Source organism: Microbacterium imperiale, assembly GCF_017876655.1.
Lineage (GTDB): Bacteria > Actinomycetota > Actinomycetes > Actinomycetales > Microbacteriaceae > Microbacterium > Microbacterium imperiale.
Genome location: NZ_JAGIOK010000001.1, coordinates 2,987,420 through 3,003,458, shown reverse-complemented (window position 1 = coordinate 3,003,458; position 16,039 = coordinate 2,987,420). Strand labels below are relative to the sequence as shown.

Annotated in this window: 13 protein-coding genes; 7 read left to right on the top strand and 6 right to left on the bottom strand. The window is 71.3% G+C overall.

Annotated features, from left to right (window positions below; translation table 11 throughout):
* Positions 1 to 7: 7 nt before the first annotated feature.
* The 3 genes from ygfZ to JOF37_RS14455 all read right to left on the bottom strand — a co-directional run bounded on the left by ygfZ (position 8) and on the right by JOF37_RS14455 (position 2,140).
* Positions 8 to 1,096 (bottom strand): CAF17-like 4Fe-4S cluster assembly/insertion protein YgfZ, encoded by a 1,089-nt coding sequence (ygfZ, locus tag JOF37_RS14465; RefSeq protein WP_210007460.1) that lies wholly within the window; start codon positions 1,094 to 1,096, stop codon positions 8 to 10.
* Positions 1,096 to 1,704: a nitrobindin family protein gene (locus tag JOF37_RS14460; RefSeq protein ID WP_210007459.1), complete on the bottom strand. Its 609-nt coding sequence runs from the start codon at positions 1,702 to 1,704 to the stop codon at positions 1,096 to 1,098. The genes ygfZ and JOF37_RS14460 overlap by 1 nt, the downstream gene beginning before the upstream one ends.
* A gap of 145 nt (positions 1,705 to 1,849) precedes the next feature.
* Positions 1,850 to 2,140, bottom strand: coding sequence for a hypothetical protein (locus JOF37_RS14455; protein WP_210007458.1), 291 nt, complete (start codon positions 2,138 to 2,140; stop codon positions 1,850 to 1,852).
* Positions 2,141 to 2,249: 109 nt separating this feature from the next.
* Between JOF37_RS14455 and JOF37_RS14450 the strand changes: the two genes are divergently transcribed.
* Genes JOF37_RS14450 through JOF37_RS14435 form a run of 4 tightly spaced genes read left to right on the top strand, consistent with a single transcriptional unit; the run spans position 2,250 to position 6,665 of the window.
* A complete protein-coding gene (locus JOF37_RS14450; protein WP_210007457.1) occupies positions 2,250 to 2,948 on the top strand; it encodes a winged helix-turn-helix domain-containing protein in 699 nt (232 codons plus the stop codon).
* A gap of 50 nt (positions 2,949 to 2,998) precedes the next feature.
* Positions 2,999 to 5,167 carry an RNA degradosome polyphosphate kinase gene (locus tag JOF37_RS14445; RefSeq protein WP_210007456.1) on the top strand — a complete coding sequence of 723 codons (2,169 nt, stop codon included), beginning with the start codon at positions 2,999 to 3,001 and terminating at the stop codon, positions 5,165 to 5,167.
* On the top strand, positions 5,164 to 6,102 hold the full coding sequence (locus JOF37_RS14440; RefSeq protein WP_210007455.1) for an NUDIX hydrolase: 939 nt from the start codon (positions 5,164 to 5,166) through the stop codon (positions 6,100 to 6,102). Before JOF37_RS14445 ends, JOF37_RS14440 begins: the two co-directional genes overlap by 4 nt.
* A complete protein-coding gene (locus JOF37_RS14435; protein WP_210007454.1) occupies positions 6,102 to 6,665 on the top strand; it encodes a 4'-phosphopantetheinyl transferase family protein in 564 nt (187 codons plus the stop codon). Before JOF37_RS14440 ends, JOF37_RS14435 begins: the two co-directional genes overlap by 1 nt.
* Here JOF37_RS14435 and JOF37_RS14430 read toward each other — a convergent pair.
* From JOF37_RS14430 to JOF37_RS14420, 3 genes are read right to left on the bottom strand one after another with little or no spacing between them, the layout of a single operon-like run.
* Positions 6,616 to 7,917, bottom strand: a complete 1,302-nt coding sequence (locus JOF37_RS14430) for a M1 family metallopeptidase (RefSeq protein ID WP_210007453.1) — start codon at positions 7,915 to 7,917, stop codon at positions 6,616 to 6,618. The two genes, JOF37_RS14435 and JOF37_RS14430, sit on opposite strands and share 50 nt — an antisense overlap.
* The gene (locus JOF37_RS14425; protein WP_210007452.1) at positions 7,914 to 11,903 is read right to left on the bottom strand and encodes a Pls/PosA family non-ribosomal peptide synthetase; all 3,990 of its coding nucleotides are present in this window, start codon (positions 11,901 to 11,903) and stop codon (positions 7,914 to 7,916) included. The genes JOF37_RS14430 and JOF37_RS14425 overlap by 4 nt, the downstream gene beginning before the upstream one ends.
* Positions 11,900 to 12,571 carry a Rho termination factor N-terminal domain-containing protein gene (locus JOF37_RS14420; RefSeq protein WP_245338180.1) on the bottom strand — a complete coding sequence of 224 codons (672 nt, stop codon included), beginning with the start codon at positions 12,569 to 12,571 and terminating at the stop codon, positions 11,900 to 11,902. The genes JOF37_RS14425 and JOF37_RS14420 overlap by 4 nt, the downstream gene beginning before the upstream one ends.
* A 181-nt stretch (positions 12,572 to 12,752) precedes the next feature.
* Between JOF37_RS14420 and JOF37_RS14415 the strand changes: the two genes are divergently transcribed.
* The 3 genes from JOF37_RS14415 to pstA all read left to right on the top strand — a co-directional run bounded on the left by JOF37_RS14415 (position 12,753) and on the right by pstA (position 16,022).
* The gene (locus tag JOF37_RS14415) at positions 12,753 to 13,868 is read left to right on the top strand and encodes a phosphate ABC transporter substrate-binding protein PstS (RefSeq protein WP_210007450.1); all 1,116 of its coding nucleotides are present in this window, start codon (positions 12,753 to 12,755) and stop codon (positions 13,866 to 13,868) included.
* Between the two features lie 79 nt (positions 13,869 to 13,947).
* Positions 13,948 to 14,916: a phosphate ABC transporter permease subunit PstC gene (gene pstC / locus JOF37_RS14410; RefSeq protein ID WP_210007449.1), complete on the top strand. Its 969-nt coding sequence runs from the start codon at positions 13,948 to 13,950 to the stop codon at positions 14,914 to 14,916.
* Positions 14,916 to 16,022: a phosphate ABC transporter permease PstA gene (gene pstA, locus JOF37_RS14405; RefSeq protein ID WP_210007448.1), complete on the top strand. Its 1,107-nt coding sequence runs from the start codon at positions 14,916 to 14,918 to the stop codon at positions 16,020 to 16,022. The genes pstC and pstA overlap by 1 nt, the downstream gene beginning before the upstream one ends.
* The last annotated feature ends 17 nt before the right edge of the window (positions 16,023 to 16,039 follow it).

The following is a 16,039-nucleotide window of genomic DNA, read 5'->3' as shown; positions in this document are numbered from 1 at the left end:
CGACACGTCAGGTGCGGCGGCTGAGTCGGGGCAGTCGCGGGGGCGCGGCTTCGCGACCGGCGGTGGGCGGGACGACGGTCTCCTGAACGGCCGCGACCGCCTCGTCGTCGACCTGCACGACCAGCGGCGCGTCGACGGGCACCGACCGCTTCACGAGGGCCAGCGCGATCGGCCCCTGCTCGAAGTGACGGGCGACCGAGGTGATCCGACCCACCTCGTCATCGCCGTGGTGCACGCTCGCACCCGGCTCCGGAAGCACGGCGTCGCTGCCGTCGAGCTGCAGCGCGACGAGCCGGCGCGGCGGGTGGCCCAGGTTGTGCACCTTCGCGACCGTCTCCTGTCCGCGGTAGCAGCCCTTCGACAGGTGCACGGCGGTGCGCAGCCAATCGACCTCGTGCGGCAGCGTCATCCCGTCGGCCTCGGCGCTCGGCCGGGGTCGCCATGCCGCGATGCGCAGCGCATCGGCGGCCAGGCGTCCCGCGATCGCCCGCTCACCCGCTCGCACCTGCGCTGCCAGGCGCTCGAGCTCCGAGGTGTCGACGACGGCCTCCGCCCAGTCGCGCCCGGTGGCCGGGTGCCCCTCGCTCGCCGCGTAGCCCCAGCCGCCGACCGTCACGTCGGGCCACGGGTCGCGCCAGACCGCTCGGGCGGTCAGGTCGGCGACTGCCGAGGTCGCGCCACCCACGACCGCCGTCTCAGCCGAACGATCGGTGATCTCGACGCGCAGTCGGAACCGCATCCGCGTCAGCCACGTCGTCAGCGCCGCGACGCGATCGGCGTCGGTGATGAGCCAGGTCGTCTCGCCGTCGTCGACCACGGATGCCGCGTGCTCGACGCGCCCGTTCGGGTCGAGCACGAGCAGTTCGGTGCTCTCCCCCGGCTGCAGTCCCGCCACCGCCTGCGAGGTCAGCGAGTCGAGCCAGCTGAGGCGGTCCGGTCCCGCGACCGTCACGACCGCGCGGTCGCCGAGGGCGGCGAGGGCGGCACCGCGTTCGAGCAGCTGCTGCTCGCGCAGCGGGTTGCCGACGTGCAGCAGACCGCGATCGTCGTGCACGGCGCCGGCGACCCCGGCGAAGACATCGGCCGCGCCGAGCATCACTCGGCCCGGGCCAAGCGCGCCGACGCATGCGAGGCGAGCTCGCCGCCGAGCGCGGCGATGTCCCAGGCCCACAGCAGGTGGCCGTCGACCAGCCCGTACATCCGGGTGGCGGCGGTGTACTCCTTCGCGCCGGCCGTACGGACGACGGCATCCGTCGCGATGTCGATGCGCGGCCCGCGGACCTGGCCGAGGTACAGCTCGCTCACCCCGTCGGAGTGGACGAGTGCGACCTCGATGTCGAACCCGCCTTCGGCATTGCGCAGCGCCTCGACGTCGTCGACGGTGCGCGGCTGCGCCGCAGGGGCAGCCGCCGGCAGCAGCGCCGGCCCGGCGTCGGCGTCAGCGGCGGGCCGCGCCAATCGCCAGAAGCCACTCTCGGCCACGAGCGCTTGCGTCGCCGCTCCGGCGTCGTCGAGCAGCCACGCGGTCGCCGAGTAGTTCAGATAGTCGCCGCCGTCGTGGCTGAAGCTCACGCGGTGGGCGAACTCGCCCGAGACATGGCCGGCCGCCGTCTCGTAGTCGATGACGCCCGAACCCTCCCAGACGCCGATCAGCCACGAGAGGGGGACGAGGTCCGCCGGAAGATCGGTGGGCAGCTCGAGCACGACGTCAGCGCTGGCCGCGGTAGAGGTTCTTCACCACGACGGCCGAGACGAACACGATCGCAAGCGACGCGAGTCCGAGCAGGCCCACGTAGAAGATTTCGAGCGCGAGGAGATCCATGCCCTTACTCTACGCCCGCGCGCGCTGTCAGACGGCGACCAGCGACGACAGGCCGAAGCCGATCCCGATGAAGCCCATGACCAGCAGCGCTCCGAGCACGCTCGCCGACATGCGCTCGATGAAGCCTCGCGAGCGGCCGAGGGCGAGCTGCACGCAGAACGCCACGATGAGGCATCCGCCCAGCGCGACGGGCATCCACAGCGCGCGCGTCTCGGGCGGCGCGAACACCCCCACCACGACCGCGGCGAGCGCGGCCACGACCCAGACGGCGATGACGCCGCCGACGGTGCGCGGCGGAGCGAGATCGGGTGCTGTCACCCGTCCATTGTGGACCAGCAGGCGCTCGGACGCGACGCGAGCGCGCAGCGGGTGCGAACCGAGACCCTAAGATGAGGTCACGTCCCGGCCGCTCCCGGAGGAATCCCCGTTGGCACAGCTTCTCGTCCTGAGTTCCACGCACGGCGGTGGCCTCGCGCTTCCTGCGCTCGAGCTGCTGAGCCACCGCGTGCGCCAGATCCCCGCTGAACCCGCGCAGCTCGTCAACGCCCCGAGCGCCGACGTCATCTTCATCGACGCCCGACTCGACCTCGTCGGCGCGAAGTCGCTGTGCAAGATCCTCGGCACCACCGGCATCGACGCACCCCTGGTCCTCATCGTCACCGAGGGCGGTCTCACCGCGGTCTCGACCGACTGGGGCGTCGACGACGTGATCCTGGCCACGGCCGGCCCGGCCGAGGTCGACGCACGGGTGCGACTCGCGGTCGGACGCGTCAGCAAGGAGCAGGTGTCGAGCCGCATCCAGACCTCGGGCATCACGATCGACGAGTCGTCGTACTCGGCGAAGGTGCACGGTCGCCCGCTCGACCTGACGTACAAGGAGTTCCAGCTCCTGCACTTCTTCGCGACGCACCCCTCCCGCGTCTTCACGCGCGAGCAGCTGCTGAGCGAGGTGTGGGGATACGACTACTTCGGCGGCACGCGCACCGTCGACGTGCACGTCCGGCGTCTGCGCGCGAAGCTCGGCGACCTCGAGCAGCTCATCGGCACCGTCCGCAACGTCGGATACCGCTTCAACGTGTACGAAGAGGACCAGCTGCCCGCCGCGAGCGAGACCGCGCCCAGCTGACGCGCCCTCCCGTTCACCGGCAGGACACGCGAGACTGCCATGATGAGGGGATGATCGACACCGAGGCGCTGGACTCCGGTCTGGGAGACGCAGACGACGACGACTTCGACCCGGCCGTCGAGGACGTCGACGCGGAGCTGCCCGACCACCGCTACACCGATCGCGAGCTGAGCTGGCTGGCGTTCAACCAGCGTGTGCTCGAGCTGGCCGAAGACCCGACGCTGCCGGTGCTCGAGCGCGCGAACTTCCTCGCCATCTTCGCCAGCAACCTCGACGAGTTCTTCATGGTGCGGGTCGCCGGCCTCAAGCGCCGCATCGTCACCGGCCTCGCGGTGCCCACCAACGTCGGGCGCGCGCCGCAGGAGGTGCTCTCCGACATCTCGTCCGAGGCGCACGCCCTGCAGCTGCGGCACGCCAGCGTCTGGGGCGACATGGTGCAGCCCGCGCTCGCGGAGGCGGGTATCGAGATCGTCGGCTGGGAGGATCTCGACGATTCCGAGCGCGGCCGGCTCTACGACTACTTCCAGGCTCAGGTCTTCCCCGTCCTGATGCCGCTGGCGGTCGACCCGGCGCACCCGTTCCCCTACATCTCGGGCCTGTCGCTCAACCTCGCCATCCGCATCCGCAACGCCAAGACGGGCCGGCAGGAGTTCGCGCGTCTGAAGGTGCCGCCGATGCTGCCGCGCTTCGTCGAGCTCAACACCGGCACCAGCGTCAAGCGGTACCTGCCGCTCGAGCATCTGATCGCCAACAACCTCGAGGACCTCTTCCCCGGGATGGAGATCCTGCAGCACCACACCTTCCGCCTCACCCGCAACGAGGACGTGGTGATCGAGGAGGACGAGACCGAGAACCTCATCCAGGCCCTCGAAGCGGAGCTGCTGCGTCGCCGGTTCGGCCCGCCGATCCGCCTCGAGGTCACCGAGGACATGGATGACGTGACCCTCGACCTGCTGCTGGGCGAGCTCGACATCACCGACCAGGAGGTCTACCGCCTTCCCGGTCTGCTCGATCTTCGCGGCCTGTTCGACCTGTCGCGCATCGACCGCCCCGAGTTGCGGTACAAGCCGCACGTGCCCACGACGGCGACGGCGTTCCAGCCGGCCGAGCAGAACGGCCGCACCGACTTCTTCGGCGCCATCCGCGCCGGTGACGTGCTCGTGCACCACCCCTACGAGTCGTTCACGACGAGCGTCGTGGCGTTCCTCGAGCAGGCGGCGCGCGACCCGCATGTGCTGGCGATCAAGCAGACGCTCTACCGCACCTCGGGCGACAGCCCCATCGTGCAGGCGCTGATCGACGCCGCAGAGCGCGGCAAGCAGGTGCTCGCCCTGGTCGAGGTGAAGGCCCGCTTCGACGAGGCGGCGAACATCGTGTGGGCGCGCAAGCTCGAGAAGGCGGGCGTCCACGTCGTCTACGGCCTGGTCGGACTCAAGACCCACTGCAAGCTGCTGCACGTCATCCGCGAAGAGGACGGCGCGCTCCGCAGTTACAGCCACATCGGCACGGGCAACTACAACCCCAAGACCAGTCGCCTCTACGAGGATTTCGGCCTGTTCACGAGCGACGAACAGGTGGGCCGCGACCTCACCCGCCTGTTCAACGAGCTCAGCGGCTACGCGATCGAGAAGAAGTTCAAGCGACTGCTGGTCGCCCCCCTGCACCTGCGGAAGGGGCTGCTGCGTCACATCGAGGCCGAGCGCCGCAACGCGCTGGACGGCAAGCCGGCACACATCCGCATCAAGGTCAACTCGATGGTCGACGAGCAGATCATCGACGCGCTGTACCGCGCGAGCCAGGCCGGCGTGCGCGTTGACGTATGGGTGCGCGGCATCTGCTCGCTGCGCACCGACCTCCCCGGTGTCACCGACAACATCACCGTCCGCTCGATCCTGGGCCGCTACCTCGAGCACTCGCGCATCTTCGCCTTCGACAACGACGGTGACCCGGTGGCCTTCATCGGCAGTGCCGACATGATGCACCGCAACCTCGACCGCCGGGTCGAGGCTCTGGTGCGCGTCATCGCGCCCGCCCACGTCAAGGAGCTCACGACGCTGTTCGACCTCGCGATGAGCGACGCGACGAGCTCGTGGCACCTCGGCGACGGCGGTGTCTGGACGCGGCACGCGTTCGACGAGGACGGCAAGCCGCTCGTCGACCTCCAGGACCGCACGATGGCGCAGGTGCAGCGCCGGCGCCGGGCCCGGGCGGTGCGATGACCGACACCGCGGTGTACGCGGCCGGGGGCGTCGTCTGGCGGTGGGTCGACGGCAAGGTCAAGGTGCTCATCATCCACCGCACGAAGTACCGCGACCTGACGCTGCCCAAGGGCAAGGTCGAGCCCGGTGAGATGCTCGCCGAGACGGCGGTGCGCGAGATCCGTGAAGAGACAGGCATCGCCGTCCGGCTCGGACCGCCCGTCGGCGTCTCGAAGTATCGCCTGCCGAGCAAGAAGCAGAAGATCGTCCACTACTGGGCCGCCGAGGCGACCGAGCTGGCGATCCGGGTGTCGTCGTTCGTGCCGAACAAAGAGATCGCGGCGCTCGAGTGGATGGGGCTGAAGAAGGCGCGCAGCCGACTGAGCTACCCGGTCGACATCGAGATCCTCGACGAGTTCGTGCGTCTGGTCGACGAGCAGGCCATCGACACCTTCCCCCTCATCGCCCTGCGCCACGGCAAAGCTGTCTCGCGCGACGACTGGGACGGTGAGGATGCCGCGCGTCCGCTGTCACCGCGCGGCAAGAAGCAGGCGCACGCGATCGTCGGTCCGCTGATCGCCTTCGGCGTGCGCCGCATCGTCTCGTCCGACGCCCAGCGGTGCCTGCGCACCGTCGCGCCGCTCGCGGCCGCGATCAGCAAGCGGGTCGATCGGTCCCGCGCGCTCTCGCAGGACGCGTGGGAGCAGGGCCAGGCCGATGTCCGTGGCGTCGTCGGCGAACGCGTCCGAGCCCGCAAGCCCGTCGTGCTGTGCACGCACGGCCCCGTGCTCCCCGACCTGCTCAGCGAGATGGCGCTCGCGACCGGCACTCTGCGCGGGTCGTACCTCGGCAGCGCTTCCGCGCTCGAGACCGGCGCGTTCTCGGTCGTGCATTTGCCGCGAACAAATCCCGGCGCCGGCATCGTCGCGATCGAGACGCATCTGACCCCCGTCTGATGCTCGCAGCACCCGATGTGCGCTGGCGTCGCGTGACTCCGGGTGAGGACCGGCGTCGCATCGCCGACGAGCTGCTCATCGCGTCGCTGCGGGATCGCGGCATCCGGGTCCCCCGCATCGGACGGGTGTGTCCGCGGTGTGGCGGAGCGCACGGTCCGGCGCGGGCGACCGACGCCGGCGCGCCGGTCGACGTCGCGGTGTCGGTCAGCTACGCGGGCGGGTGGGCGATCGCCGCCACCGCTGCGGGCCGCGGGGCCTTCGCGATCGATGCGGAACTCCGCGCGCTCGACCCCGCGGCACGGCTCCGCCTGCGCACCGCGCTGGGCGACGACAAGGCGGATGCCGCGACCTGGACGCGCGTCGAGGCTGCGCTCAAGGCGGACGGCCGGGGTCTGCGCGTCGATCCCGCTACCGTGCGACTCATCCCCGTCGGCGACGACTGGCTCGCGCACGTGCCCGGACGGCCGGGAGCGCTGCGCATCCAGGAGGTCGCGGGCCCCGCCGAGCTCGTGATCAGCCTGGCGACAGCGGCGGAAGCGGCATCCGATCGATCCATGCGCTGAGAACGGATGCCGCCGGCTCGCCGGCCCGCTCGACGACGAGCTCTCGGAAGTCGTCCGTGCTCACGAGGGCGTGTCGGTGACGCTGCGTCCACGCGCGCACGAGGTCGAAGAACGGGGCATCGCCCATCGTCGACCGCAGCGCATGCAGGGCGAGCGCGCCCCGCTTGTACACGCGGTCGTCGAACATGAGGTCGGGTCCGGGATCGCGCAGCAGCAGGTCGTGCGGAAGGGCGGCGAGCCGCGCGTGATGCTCGGCTGCGCACTGCGCGGCGGTGGGACCCCCCGCGCGCTCGGACCACAGCCACTCGGCGTAGCAGGCGAAGCCCTCGTTGAGCCAGATGTCGCGCCAGGCCGCGATGCCGACGCTGTTGCCGAACCACTGGTGCGCCAGCTCGTGCGCGATGAGCCGCTGCTCGTCGGGGACGAGGTGATTCACGCCGAAGACGGCGAGGCCCTGAGCCTCGAGCGGTATCTCCAGCTCGTCGCCTGTCACCACGAGCGCGCACGTCTCTTGCGGGTAGGGCCCGAAGAGGTCGCCGAACAGGTCGAGCATCGCGGGGACCGGCGCGAAGGCCCGCTGCACGGCGGCGCGGTGCTCGACCGGGAAGGCCACGCGCACGGGCACCAGGCCCGCGAGCAGCTGGTCGACGTAGTGGCCGATGTGCACCGCCGCGAGGTACGTCGCGACCGGCACGCTCGACGTGAAGGTCCAGGTGCGCAGCGCCCCAGACCGCACTGGGGGCGCCGTGACGCCGGTCGCGACCACGGCGTAGTCGGCGTCGGTCGAGACGGTCAGACGCATCGGCGCGCGGGCGTCGGGCCTGTCGTTGCACGGGAACCAGGTGGGGGCGCCGGTGGGCTGACCGGCGACGAGCGCGCCGTCGGTCAGCTCCTCCCACCCGATCGCGCCCCAGCGCGAGCGTCGTGGAGCCGGCGCACCGGCGTAGGCGATGCGCAGGCGGAACCGATCGCCCGCGACGACCTCGCTCGGCAGTCCGATGCGCAACCGACGCGGACCCTGCCGCGTCGTGCGCACCCGCGCACCGTCGACCTCGACCCGCTCGACGCGGAGCCCGACGAGGTCGACGTGAACGGCCGAGATGTCTTCGCGCGCCACCGCGTCGATGACGGCTACGCCCGACAATCGGTTGGTGCGCACACGGTAGGTCAGGTCGAGATCGTAGGCCTCGACGTCGTACGAGCCGTCCCCCGATTGCGGAGCGTAGGGATCGGTCGCGGCGGCGGCCGTCACGACGTCGACTGGTAGGCGCGGACGGTGACCGCACGCCAGGGGCCGATGGGGTTGCCGCTCCAGCGCGAGCCGACCGGCACGCTCTCGCCCCGCATGACGAGAGACGCGGGACCGACCGTCGCGTGCGCACCGATCGTCGCAGCGGGAAGGATCACGCTGTGGGGCCCGAGCGTCGCGCCGGGTTCGAGGCGAACGGCATCCATGCTCATGATTCGATCATGGAACAGGTGGGTCTGCACGACGCACCCGCGGTTGACCGTGGATCCGTCGCCGAGCTCGACCAAGTCGGGCTCGGGCAGCCAGTAGCTGTCGCACCACACGCCGCGCCCGATGCGCGCCCCGAGAGCCCGCAGCCAGACCGCGAGGGCCGGAGTGCCGGCCGCCGCCCGGGCGAACCAGGGCGCGGCCACCATCTCGGTGAAGGTGTCGGACACCTCGGTGCGCCAGACGAACGACGACCACAGCGGCTGCTCGCCGCGACGGATCGGCCCGACGATGATCCACTTCGCCGCGACCGTGATCGCGGCAGCGACGGCTCCGGCCGCGAGCATGACCACGCCCGACAGCAGCAGGGCGACGACCGGTCCCGCCCACGCGGTGAGCGCGGCGAGCGCGAAGAGCACGAGCAGCCCCACCGCGCAGGTGACGACGACCGGCACGATGCGGCCGAGCTCCCACAGCGCCCGGGCCACGCGCAGGCGGGCCGGCGGACGGTAGGTGCGGCTCTCGTCCGCGTCCGAGGCGAGCCGGCGCAGGCGCACGGCCGGTGAGCCCAGCCACGACGTTCCGGCCTTCGCCTTGGCCGGCGCGGCCGACAGCACCGCGACCAGACCGTCGCGCGGTACACGGTGCCCGGGGGCGGCCATGCCCGAGTTGCCCAGGAACGCGCGGCGTCCGATGCGGACGGGTCCGATGCGCATCCAGCCGCCGTGCAGCTCGTACGAGGCGACCATCGTGTCGTCGGCGAGGAACGCTCCGTCTTCGATGCGCGTCATCGCCGGCAGCAGCAGGACCGTCGATGCCTCGACGTCGCGGCCCACGCGCGCGCCCAGCAGTCGCAACCAGACAGGTGTCGCGAGGCTCGAGTAGATCGGGAACAGCACCGTCCGTGCCGAGTCGAGCAGGCGCTCGGTCGCCCAGGCCTGCCACCCGACCCGGCTGCGGACGGCGTGAACCCCCTCGGTGAGCCCGATGCTCAGCAGACGCACGAGCAGGATCACCGATGACGCGAACACCAGGCCCGTCGTGACGACGGCCGGCACCAGCCATGCGAACGATCCGACGAGTGCGTCACCCAGTGTCTCCGCGCCCCGGATGCCCTGCGCGAGCACCAGGCCACCGACGGCGAACGAGGCGATCGGCAGCAACGCCAGCGCGGCGGCGCCGACGGCGTAGGCCCACAGCCAGCGCTTCGCCGCGGGTGCCCGGTGACGCGGCCAGTCCTCCGCGGTGCCGCCGACGCGCACCGCGGGCGACCCCGCCCAGGTCTGGTCCGCGCGGACCCGGCCGAACACCGCCGAGCCCGGGGCGATCTCCGCCCGCCGGCCGATCTTGGTGCCGGGAGCGAGCGTGCTGCGCGCCCCGATGCTCGCTTCCGCGCCGATCCGGATGCCGCCGATGCGGACGACGTCGCCGTCGATCCAGTAGCCGCTGAGATCGACCTCCGGCTCGATGGCCGCTCCCTCGCCGATCTCGAGCATGCCCGTCACCGGCGGCAGGCTGTGCAGGTCGACGCCGGGTCCGATCTTCGCGCCGAGCGCCCGCGCGTACAGGGTCGCCCACGGCGCCCCCGCGAGGCCCACGGCGTCGATCTGGTCGGCGACCTGCTCGGCGAGCCACAGGCGGAGGTGGGTCGCGCCGCCTCGCGGGTAGTCCCCCGCGCGCAGGCCGCTCAGCAGCACGCGGGCGGCGACGACGGCGATCGCCATCCGCCCGAACGGCGTCGCGAACACGACGAGTCCCGCCACGAGCACGGGCCACGGCACCGCGGGCAGCACCTCGAAGCCCGGGCTGGTGCGCAGGATCGCCGCCGCGGTCAGCAGGTACAACAGCCAGCGCACCCCCGACAGGATGAACGGCGGCACCCCGAGCAGCGTCTGGGCCCACTGGGTGCGGCGGGGCGTGGGCTCGGGGCGGTGGTAGCCGGCCGCGGCCTCGGCGGCCGGAAGCGGTCCGAGGGCCCGGGCCATCGCCCCCAGGCGCGGCAGGTCGTAGATGTCGGCGACCGAGAACTCCGGCACACGAGCGCGGATGAGCGAGACCAGCTGGGCCGCGGCGAGCGATCCGCCGCCGAGGTCGAAGAAGTCGGCCTTCGGCCCCGGCACCGGCAGACCCAGGACCGCCTGCCACTGCTGCGCGAGCCACGCTTCGGCCGGTGTCAGATCGGCGTGCGCGTCCTCGAGCACCGGCAGCGGCCACGGCAGCGCCGCACGGTCGACCTTGCCGCTGGTGCGGACCGGCAGATCGTCGACGACGGCGAGCACCGGCACCATCGGGGCGGGAAGACGCTCAGCGAGCGCGGCACGCGCGGCGAGGCGGTCGAAATCGGGCGGCGCCGCGAGATAGCCGACGAGGATCGGCACACCGGCATCCGTCGTGCGGACCGCGGCGGCCGCGCCCGAGACGCCCGGCAGATCTTGCAGGGCCGACTCGACCTCGCCGAGCTCGATGCGACGTCCCCCGACCTTGACCTGGTCGTCGGCGCGCCCCTGGAACAGCAGCCCCGCGCTCTCGAACCGCACGAGGTCGCCCGAGCGGTACGCGCGTTCCCACCCGAGTGAAGGCATCGGCGCGTACTTCTCGGCGTCCTTCGCCGGGTCGAGGTAACGCGCGAGCCCGACGCCGCCGATGATGAGCTCGCCGACCCCGCCTTCGGCCACCGGCGCGCCCTCCCGGTCGACGACGGCGAGCGCCCAGCCGTCGAGGGGCAGGCCGATGCGCACCGGCCCGCTGCCCGTCAGGGGCGCAGCGCACGCCACGACCGTCGCCTCGGTCGGGCCGTAGGTGTTCCAGACCTCGCGGTCGTCCGAGGCCAGCCGCGCCGCCAGCTCGGGTGGGCAGGCCTCGCCGCCGAAGATGAGCAGCCGGACATTCTCGATGAGGGCGGGCGGCCACATCGCCGCGAGCGTCGGGACCGTCGAGACCACGGTGATGCCCTGGCGCAGCAGCCACGGCGCCAGGTCCTCCCCCGAGCGCACGAGCGAACGCGGCGCGGGCACGAGGCATGCGCCATGACGCCACGCGAGCCACATCTCCTCGCACGACGCATCGAAAGCCACCGACAGCCCCGCGAGCACGCGGTCGCCGGGACCGAGCGGTGCGGCCTGCACGAACAGCCGCGCCTCGGCGTCGACGAACGCGGCGGCGGAGCGGTGCGACACCGCCACGCCCTTGGGCACGCCGGTCGAGCCGGAGGTGAAGATGACCCACGCGTCGTCGTCGGGTCGCGGCTGCGGCACGGTCACGACCGCATGCGTCGACGGGTGGGGCGCCTCTCCCGCGAACAGCGCACCCCGGCCGTCGGATGCCGCATCACCGGCATCCGCGTCATGGCTATTCGCGTCACCGGCTCGGTCGGCCGCGGCCGCGGTCTCGGCGGGCACATACTCCCCGGTGCCGCCGATGATGCCGCGCACAGCTGCTTCGCCGAAGACCAGGCGTGCGCGCTCGTCCGGGTCGTCCGCGTCGACGGGCACGTACGCCGCCCCCGCTGCGAGCACGCCGAGGATCGAGAGGTACAGCTCCTTCGAACCGGACGGCATCCGGATGCCGATGCGGTCGCCGCGCCGCACACCGGCCTCGTGCAGGCGAGCGGCGAGGCCACCCACCCGCGCCATCAGTTCGCGAAAGCTCAGCGCCCCCGATCCGTCATCGAGGGCCGAGGCCTCGGGATGACGCTCGGTCGTCGCCCGCAGGACATCGAGCAGTGTGCGTTCGGGCGGAGTCTCGGCGCGCCGGTCGAGCGCGCGCTGCACCGTGGCCGTCACCGTCCGGAGAGCCGCTCGACGAGCTGCGCCTTCGGCAAGCGCGAGTAGCCCGTCAGACCCGCCTCGCGCGCCCGCTCCCGCAGCTGTGCCACGGTGAGAGCCGACAGCGGTGCGTCCAGATCGTCGACCGCCCGCACGGACGGCGCGGAGTCATCGAGCGGATCGGTCACGCCGTGGCTGTCGGGAGTGTCCTCGGGGGCGTCCGCACCCGGCTCGCCCAGCGCAGCCGCCAGTTCGTCGTCCGCTTCGCGGGCGGCGAGCTCGGCACGGGCGGCGGCTTTCTCGGCCTCCGCTGCAGCGCGGCGGCGTGCCTTCGACTCCGCCTTGGCGGCTGCCGCCTCGTCTTCGGCGCGGCGAGCGGCTGCGTCGGCCTGCTCAGCCTGTTCGCGCAGGCGCGCCTTCTCGGCCGCACGCTGCACCGCCGTCGCGACCGCCTTCTCGAGACGCGCAGCGGCGGCGCGCGCCCGCTTGGCGACCTTCTTCGGCGATGAGCGCACCTTCTTCTTCGACACGTCGGCGGCGTCGCGGGCGTCGTCGATGGCGGCGTTCAGCGGTCGGGCGATTTTCTTGGGAAGTTTCTTCGCCGTCTTCTTCGCGCTCTTCGCGGCCGCCGCGGTCTCGTCGACCGCCTCGCGTGCCGCGCGTTCCTGCTTCGCACTCTTCGACATGGCGCACACCGTAGTGCCCTCAGGTGAACGGCTTGCGCGCTCGGCGGCATCCCTCACGCCGGTCGCACGGATGCCGTTCACCTTCTGTTCACCCCGACAGCGCACTCTCGTAAGGGACGGTCTCTACGGTCTCCACGTGCCCTGCACCAGGGGCAGTCCCTTATCCCGAAGGAATCACAGCGTGAAGCTTTCCCGTTTCGCCCAGATCGGCGCCCTCGGCGCCGTCGCCGCTCTCGCACTGACCGCGTGCAGCCCCGCCAACGAGCCCGCCCCGGGTGGCGACGCTTCGGGCGACGCAGCCTCGAACCTGTCGGGCACCGTCAACGCGACCGGCGCCTCGTCGCAGGGTGCGGCGCAGCAGGCCTGGACCGCCGAGTTCCAGAACGCTAACGGCGGCGTGACCATCAACTACCAGCCGACCGGTTCGGGCACCGGCCGCGAGAACTTCATCGCCGGCTCGAGCGCCTTCATCGGCTCCGACCGCGCGTTCAACGAGGAGGAGCTCGCCGCCGGCCAGTTCGGCAGCTGCGTCACCCCCGACATCGTCGAGATCCCGGCGTACATCTCGCCGGTCGCCGTCGTCTTCAACCTCCCGGGCGTTGAGACCCTGAACCTCACCCCCGACGTGATCGCGCAGATCTTCGACGAGAAGATCGCGACCTGGAACGACCCGGCCATCGCCGAGCTGAACCCCGACGCCGAGCTGCCCTCGACGAACATCACGCCCGTCTACCGCGGCGACGCGTCGGGCACCACCGGCACCTTCACCGAGTACCTCGCGTCGGTCGCCCCCGAGGCATGGCCCTACGAGGACGGCGACGAGTGGCCCGTCTCGACCACGCGCTCCGAGTCGGCTCAGCAGACGTCGGGCGTCGAGTCCGCTGTCGGCGCCGGTGAGGGCACGATCGGCTACATCGACGCTTCGCGCGCCGGTGACTTCGGCACCGTCGCGGTCGGCGTCGGCGAGGAGTTCGTTCCGTTCTCGGCAGAGGCCGCCGCGCAGCTCGTCGCCGCGTCGCCGCTGGCCGAGGGCCGTGGCGCGGGCGACCTCGTCTTCGAGATCGACCCGGCCGCCGCTCCCGCGGGCGCCTACCCGATCGCTCTGGTGAGCTACCTCATCGCGTGCGAGCAGTACGAGGACGAGGCGACCGCCGACATCGTCCGCAGCTACTTCGAGTACGTCGCCAGCGAAGACGGCCAGAACGCTGCCGCCGAGGCCGCGGGCTCCGCTCCGCTGTCGGAGGACCTGCGCTCGCAGGTCACGGAGGCCATCGCCCTGATCGGCACCGCTGAGTAAGACACCCCATGCGAGCCGGGTGGTGCCAGTTTCGGCGCCACCCGGCTTCGCGCGGAGATAACGAATCACAGAGGAGAAGATGACCACCTCAGCTCCCCCGGCTGCCGAGACCTCGGCGCCGGTCACGACGAAGGCGAAGAAGCGTCCCGGTGACGTCGCCTTCTCCGGTACCGCGCTCGGCGCCGGTATCGTCATCCTGGCGGTCCTGGCCGCCGTCACCTTCTTCCTCATCGCGCAGAGCATCCCCGCGCTCACCGCAGACCCGGAAGGCACGCAGTTCCTCAATGGAACGCCCTTCCTGCAGTACGTCTGGCCGTTCGTCTTTGGCACCATCTGGGCGTCGTTCATGGCGCTGCTGGTCGCGGCACCCCTGAGCATCGGCGTCGCCCTCTTCATCTCGCACTACGCGCCGCGCCGGCTGGCCTCGATCATCGGCTACGTCGTCGACCTGCTCGCCGCCATCCCCTCGGTCGTCTACGGCCTGTGGGGCGCGCTGGTGTTCTCGCGGATCCTGCAGCCGTTCTACGTCGAGCTCAACGAGCGCGGCGGCTGGATCGTCGTGTTCTCGGGTCAGCCTTCGCCGACCGGTCGCACGATCCTGACGGCATCCCTCGTGCTCGCGGTCATGATCCTGCCGATCATGACCGCCATCTGCCGCGAGGTCTTCCTGCAGACCCCGAAGCTGCACGAAGAGGCCGCGCTCGCCCTCGGCGCCACGCGCTGGGAGATGATCCGCATGAGCGTCTTCCCGTTCGGTCGCGGCGGCATGGTGTCGGCCGCGATGCTCGCCCTCGGGCGCGCGCTCGGCGAGACCATGGCAGTGACGATGGTGCTTTCGGCCACGGGCGTCGTCAGCTTCCAGGTGCTCACCTCGAGCAACCCCACCCCGATCCCCGCGAACATCGCCCTCAACTTCGGTGAGGCCTACGGGACCGGCACGAACGTCCTCATCGCGACGGGTCTGATCCTGTTCATCGTGACCTTCGCCGTCAACGCCATCGCCCGGTGGATCGTCAACCGCCGCGCCGAGTTCTCTGGAGCGAACTGATGACCACCACCGCCGTTCGCCCGCCGCGCCCGTCCGGCGCGGCCCGCTCAGGCCAGTCCTCGCTGACCGCGGGACGCCTGCCGGTCTGGATGCCGTGGGCCTTGCTCGGCATCAGCGCACTCATCAGCATCCTGATCTTCACGGTCCTGAACCTCGGCAACGACCTCGCTGACTTCAACATCGCCGGCGCGGCCCTGGTCGCCGCCGTGATCTTCGCGATCGGGCTCGTGACCCTCTCGGCCATCGTCGAGTCGCGCCGTCACGCCGTGAACCGCCTCGCCACCGTCGTGGTCAGCATCGCGTTCCTCATCGTGCTGCTGCCCCTGGTGTCGCTGCTGTACACCGTCGTCGTCAACGGACTCTCGCGCTTCGACGCGACGTTCTTCAGCTGGACCATGCGCAGCGTCGTGGGCGAGGGCGGCGGCGCACTGCACGCGATCTGGGGCACGCTCCTCATCACGGCCGTCGCCGCGCTGATCTCGGTGCCGATCGGCCTCATGACCTCGATCTACCTCGTGGAGTACGGCCGCGGCCGGCTGGCGAAGGCCATCACGTTTTTCGTCGACGTCATGACCGGCATCCCCTCGATCGTCGCCGGTCTGTTCATCGTCGCGCTGGTCGCCCTGATCATCGGTCCCGGCAACAACACCGGCCTCATGGGCGCGCTGGCTCTGTCGGTGCTGATGATCCCGGTCGTCGTGCGCTCGAGCGAAGAGATGCTGCGGCTGGTTCCCAACGAGCTGCGCGAGGCGTCGTACGCGCTGGGCGTGCCGAAGTGGCTCACGATCCTCAAGGTCGTGCTGCCTACCTCGATCGCCGGCATCACGACCGGCATCATGCTGTCGATCTCGCGCGTCATCGGTGAGACGGCGCCCCTGCTGCTCACCGCGGGCTTCACGAACTCGCTCAACATGGACCTCACCTCGCAGCCGATGATGACGCTGCCGGTGTTCGTCTTCGACCAGTTCCAGAACCCGGGCACCAACATCGAGGCCGCCATGCAGCGGGCCTGGGCCGGTGCCCTCACCCTGATCATCATCGTCATGGTGCTGAACCTCGTCGCGCGATTCGTCGCGAAGCGGTTCGCCCCCAAGTTCGGTCGCTGACCCGGCAACCCGAAGCC

Excerpts from the sequence above, each read along its gene's own strand:
- ygfZ (WP_210007460.1), bottom strand. The coding sequence starts at position 1,096 with ATGCTCGGCGCGGCCGATGTCTTCGCCGGGGTCGCCGGCGCCGTGCAC.
- JOF37_RS14445 (WP_210007456.1), top strand. The coding sequence starts at position 2,999 with ATGATCGACACCGAGGCGCTGGACTCCGGTCTGGGAGACGCAGACGAC.
- JOF37_RS14440 (WP_210007455.1), top strand. The coding sequence starts at position 5,164 with ATGACCGACACCGCGGTGTACGCGGCCGGGGGCGTCGTCTGGCGGTGG.
- JOF37_RS14435 (WP_210007454.1), top strand. The coding sequence starts at position 6,102 with ATGCTCGCAGCACCCGATGTGCGCTGGCGTCGCGTGACTCCGGGTGAG.
- JOF37_RS14420 (WP_245338180.1), bottom strand. The coding sequence starts at position 12,571 with ATGTCGAAGAGTGCGAAGCAGGAACGCGCGGCACGCGAGGCGGTCGAC.
- pstC (WP_210007449.1), top strand. The coding sequence starts at position 13,948 with ATGACCACCTCAGCTCCCCCGGCTGCCGAGACCTCGGCGCCGGTCACG.
- pstA (WP_210007448.1), top strand. The coding sequence starts at position 14,916 with ATGACCACCACCGCCGTTCGCCCGCCGCGCCCGTCCGGCGCGGCCCGC.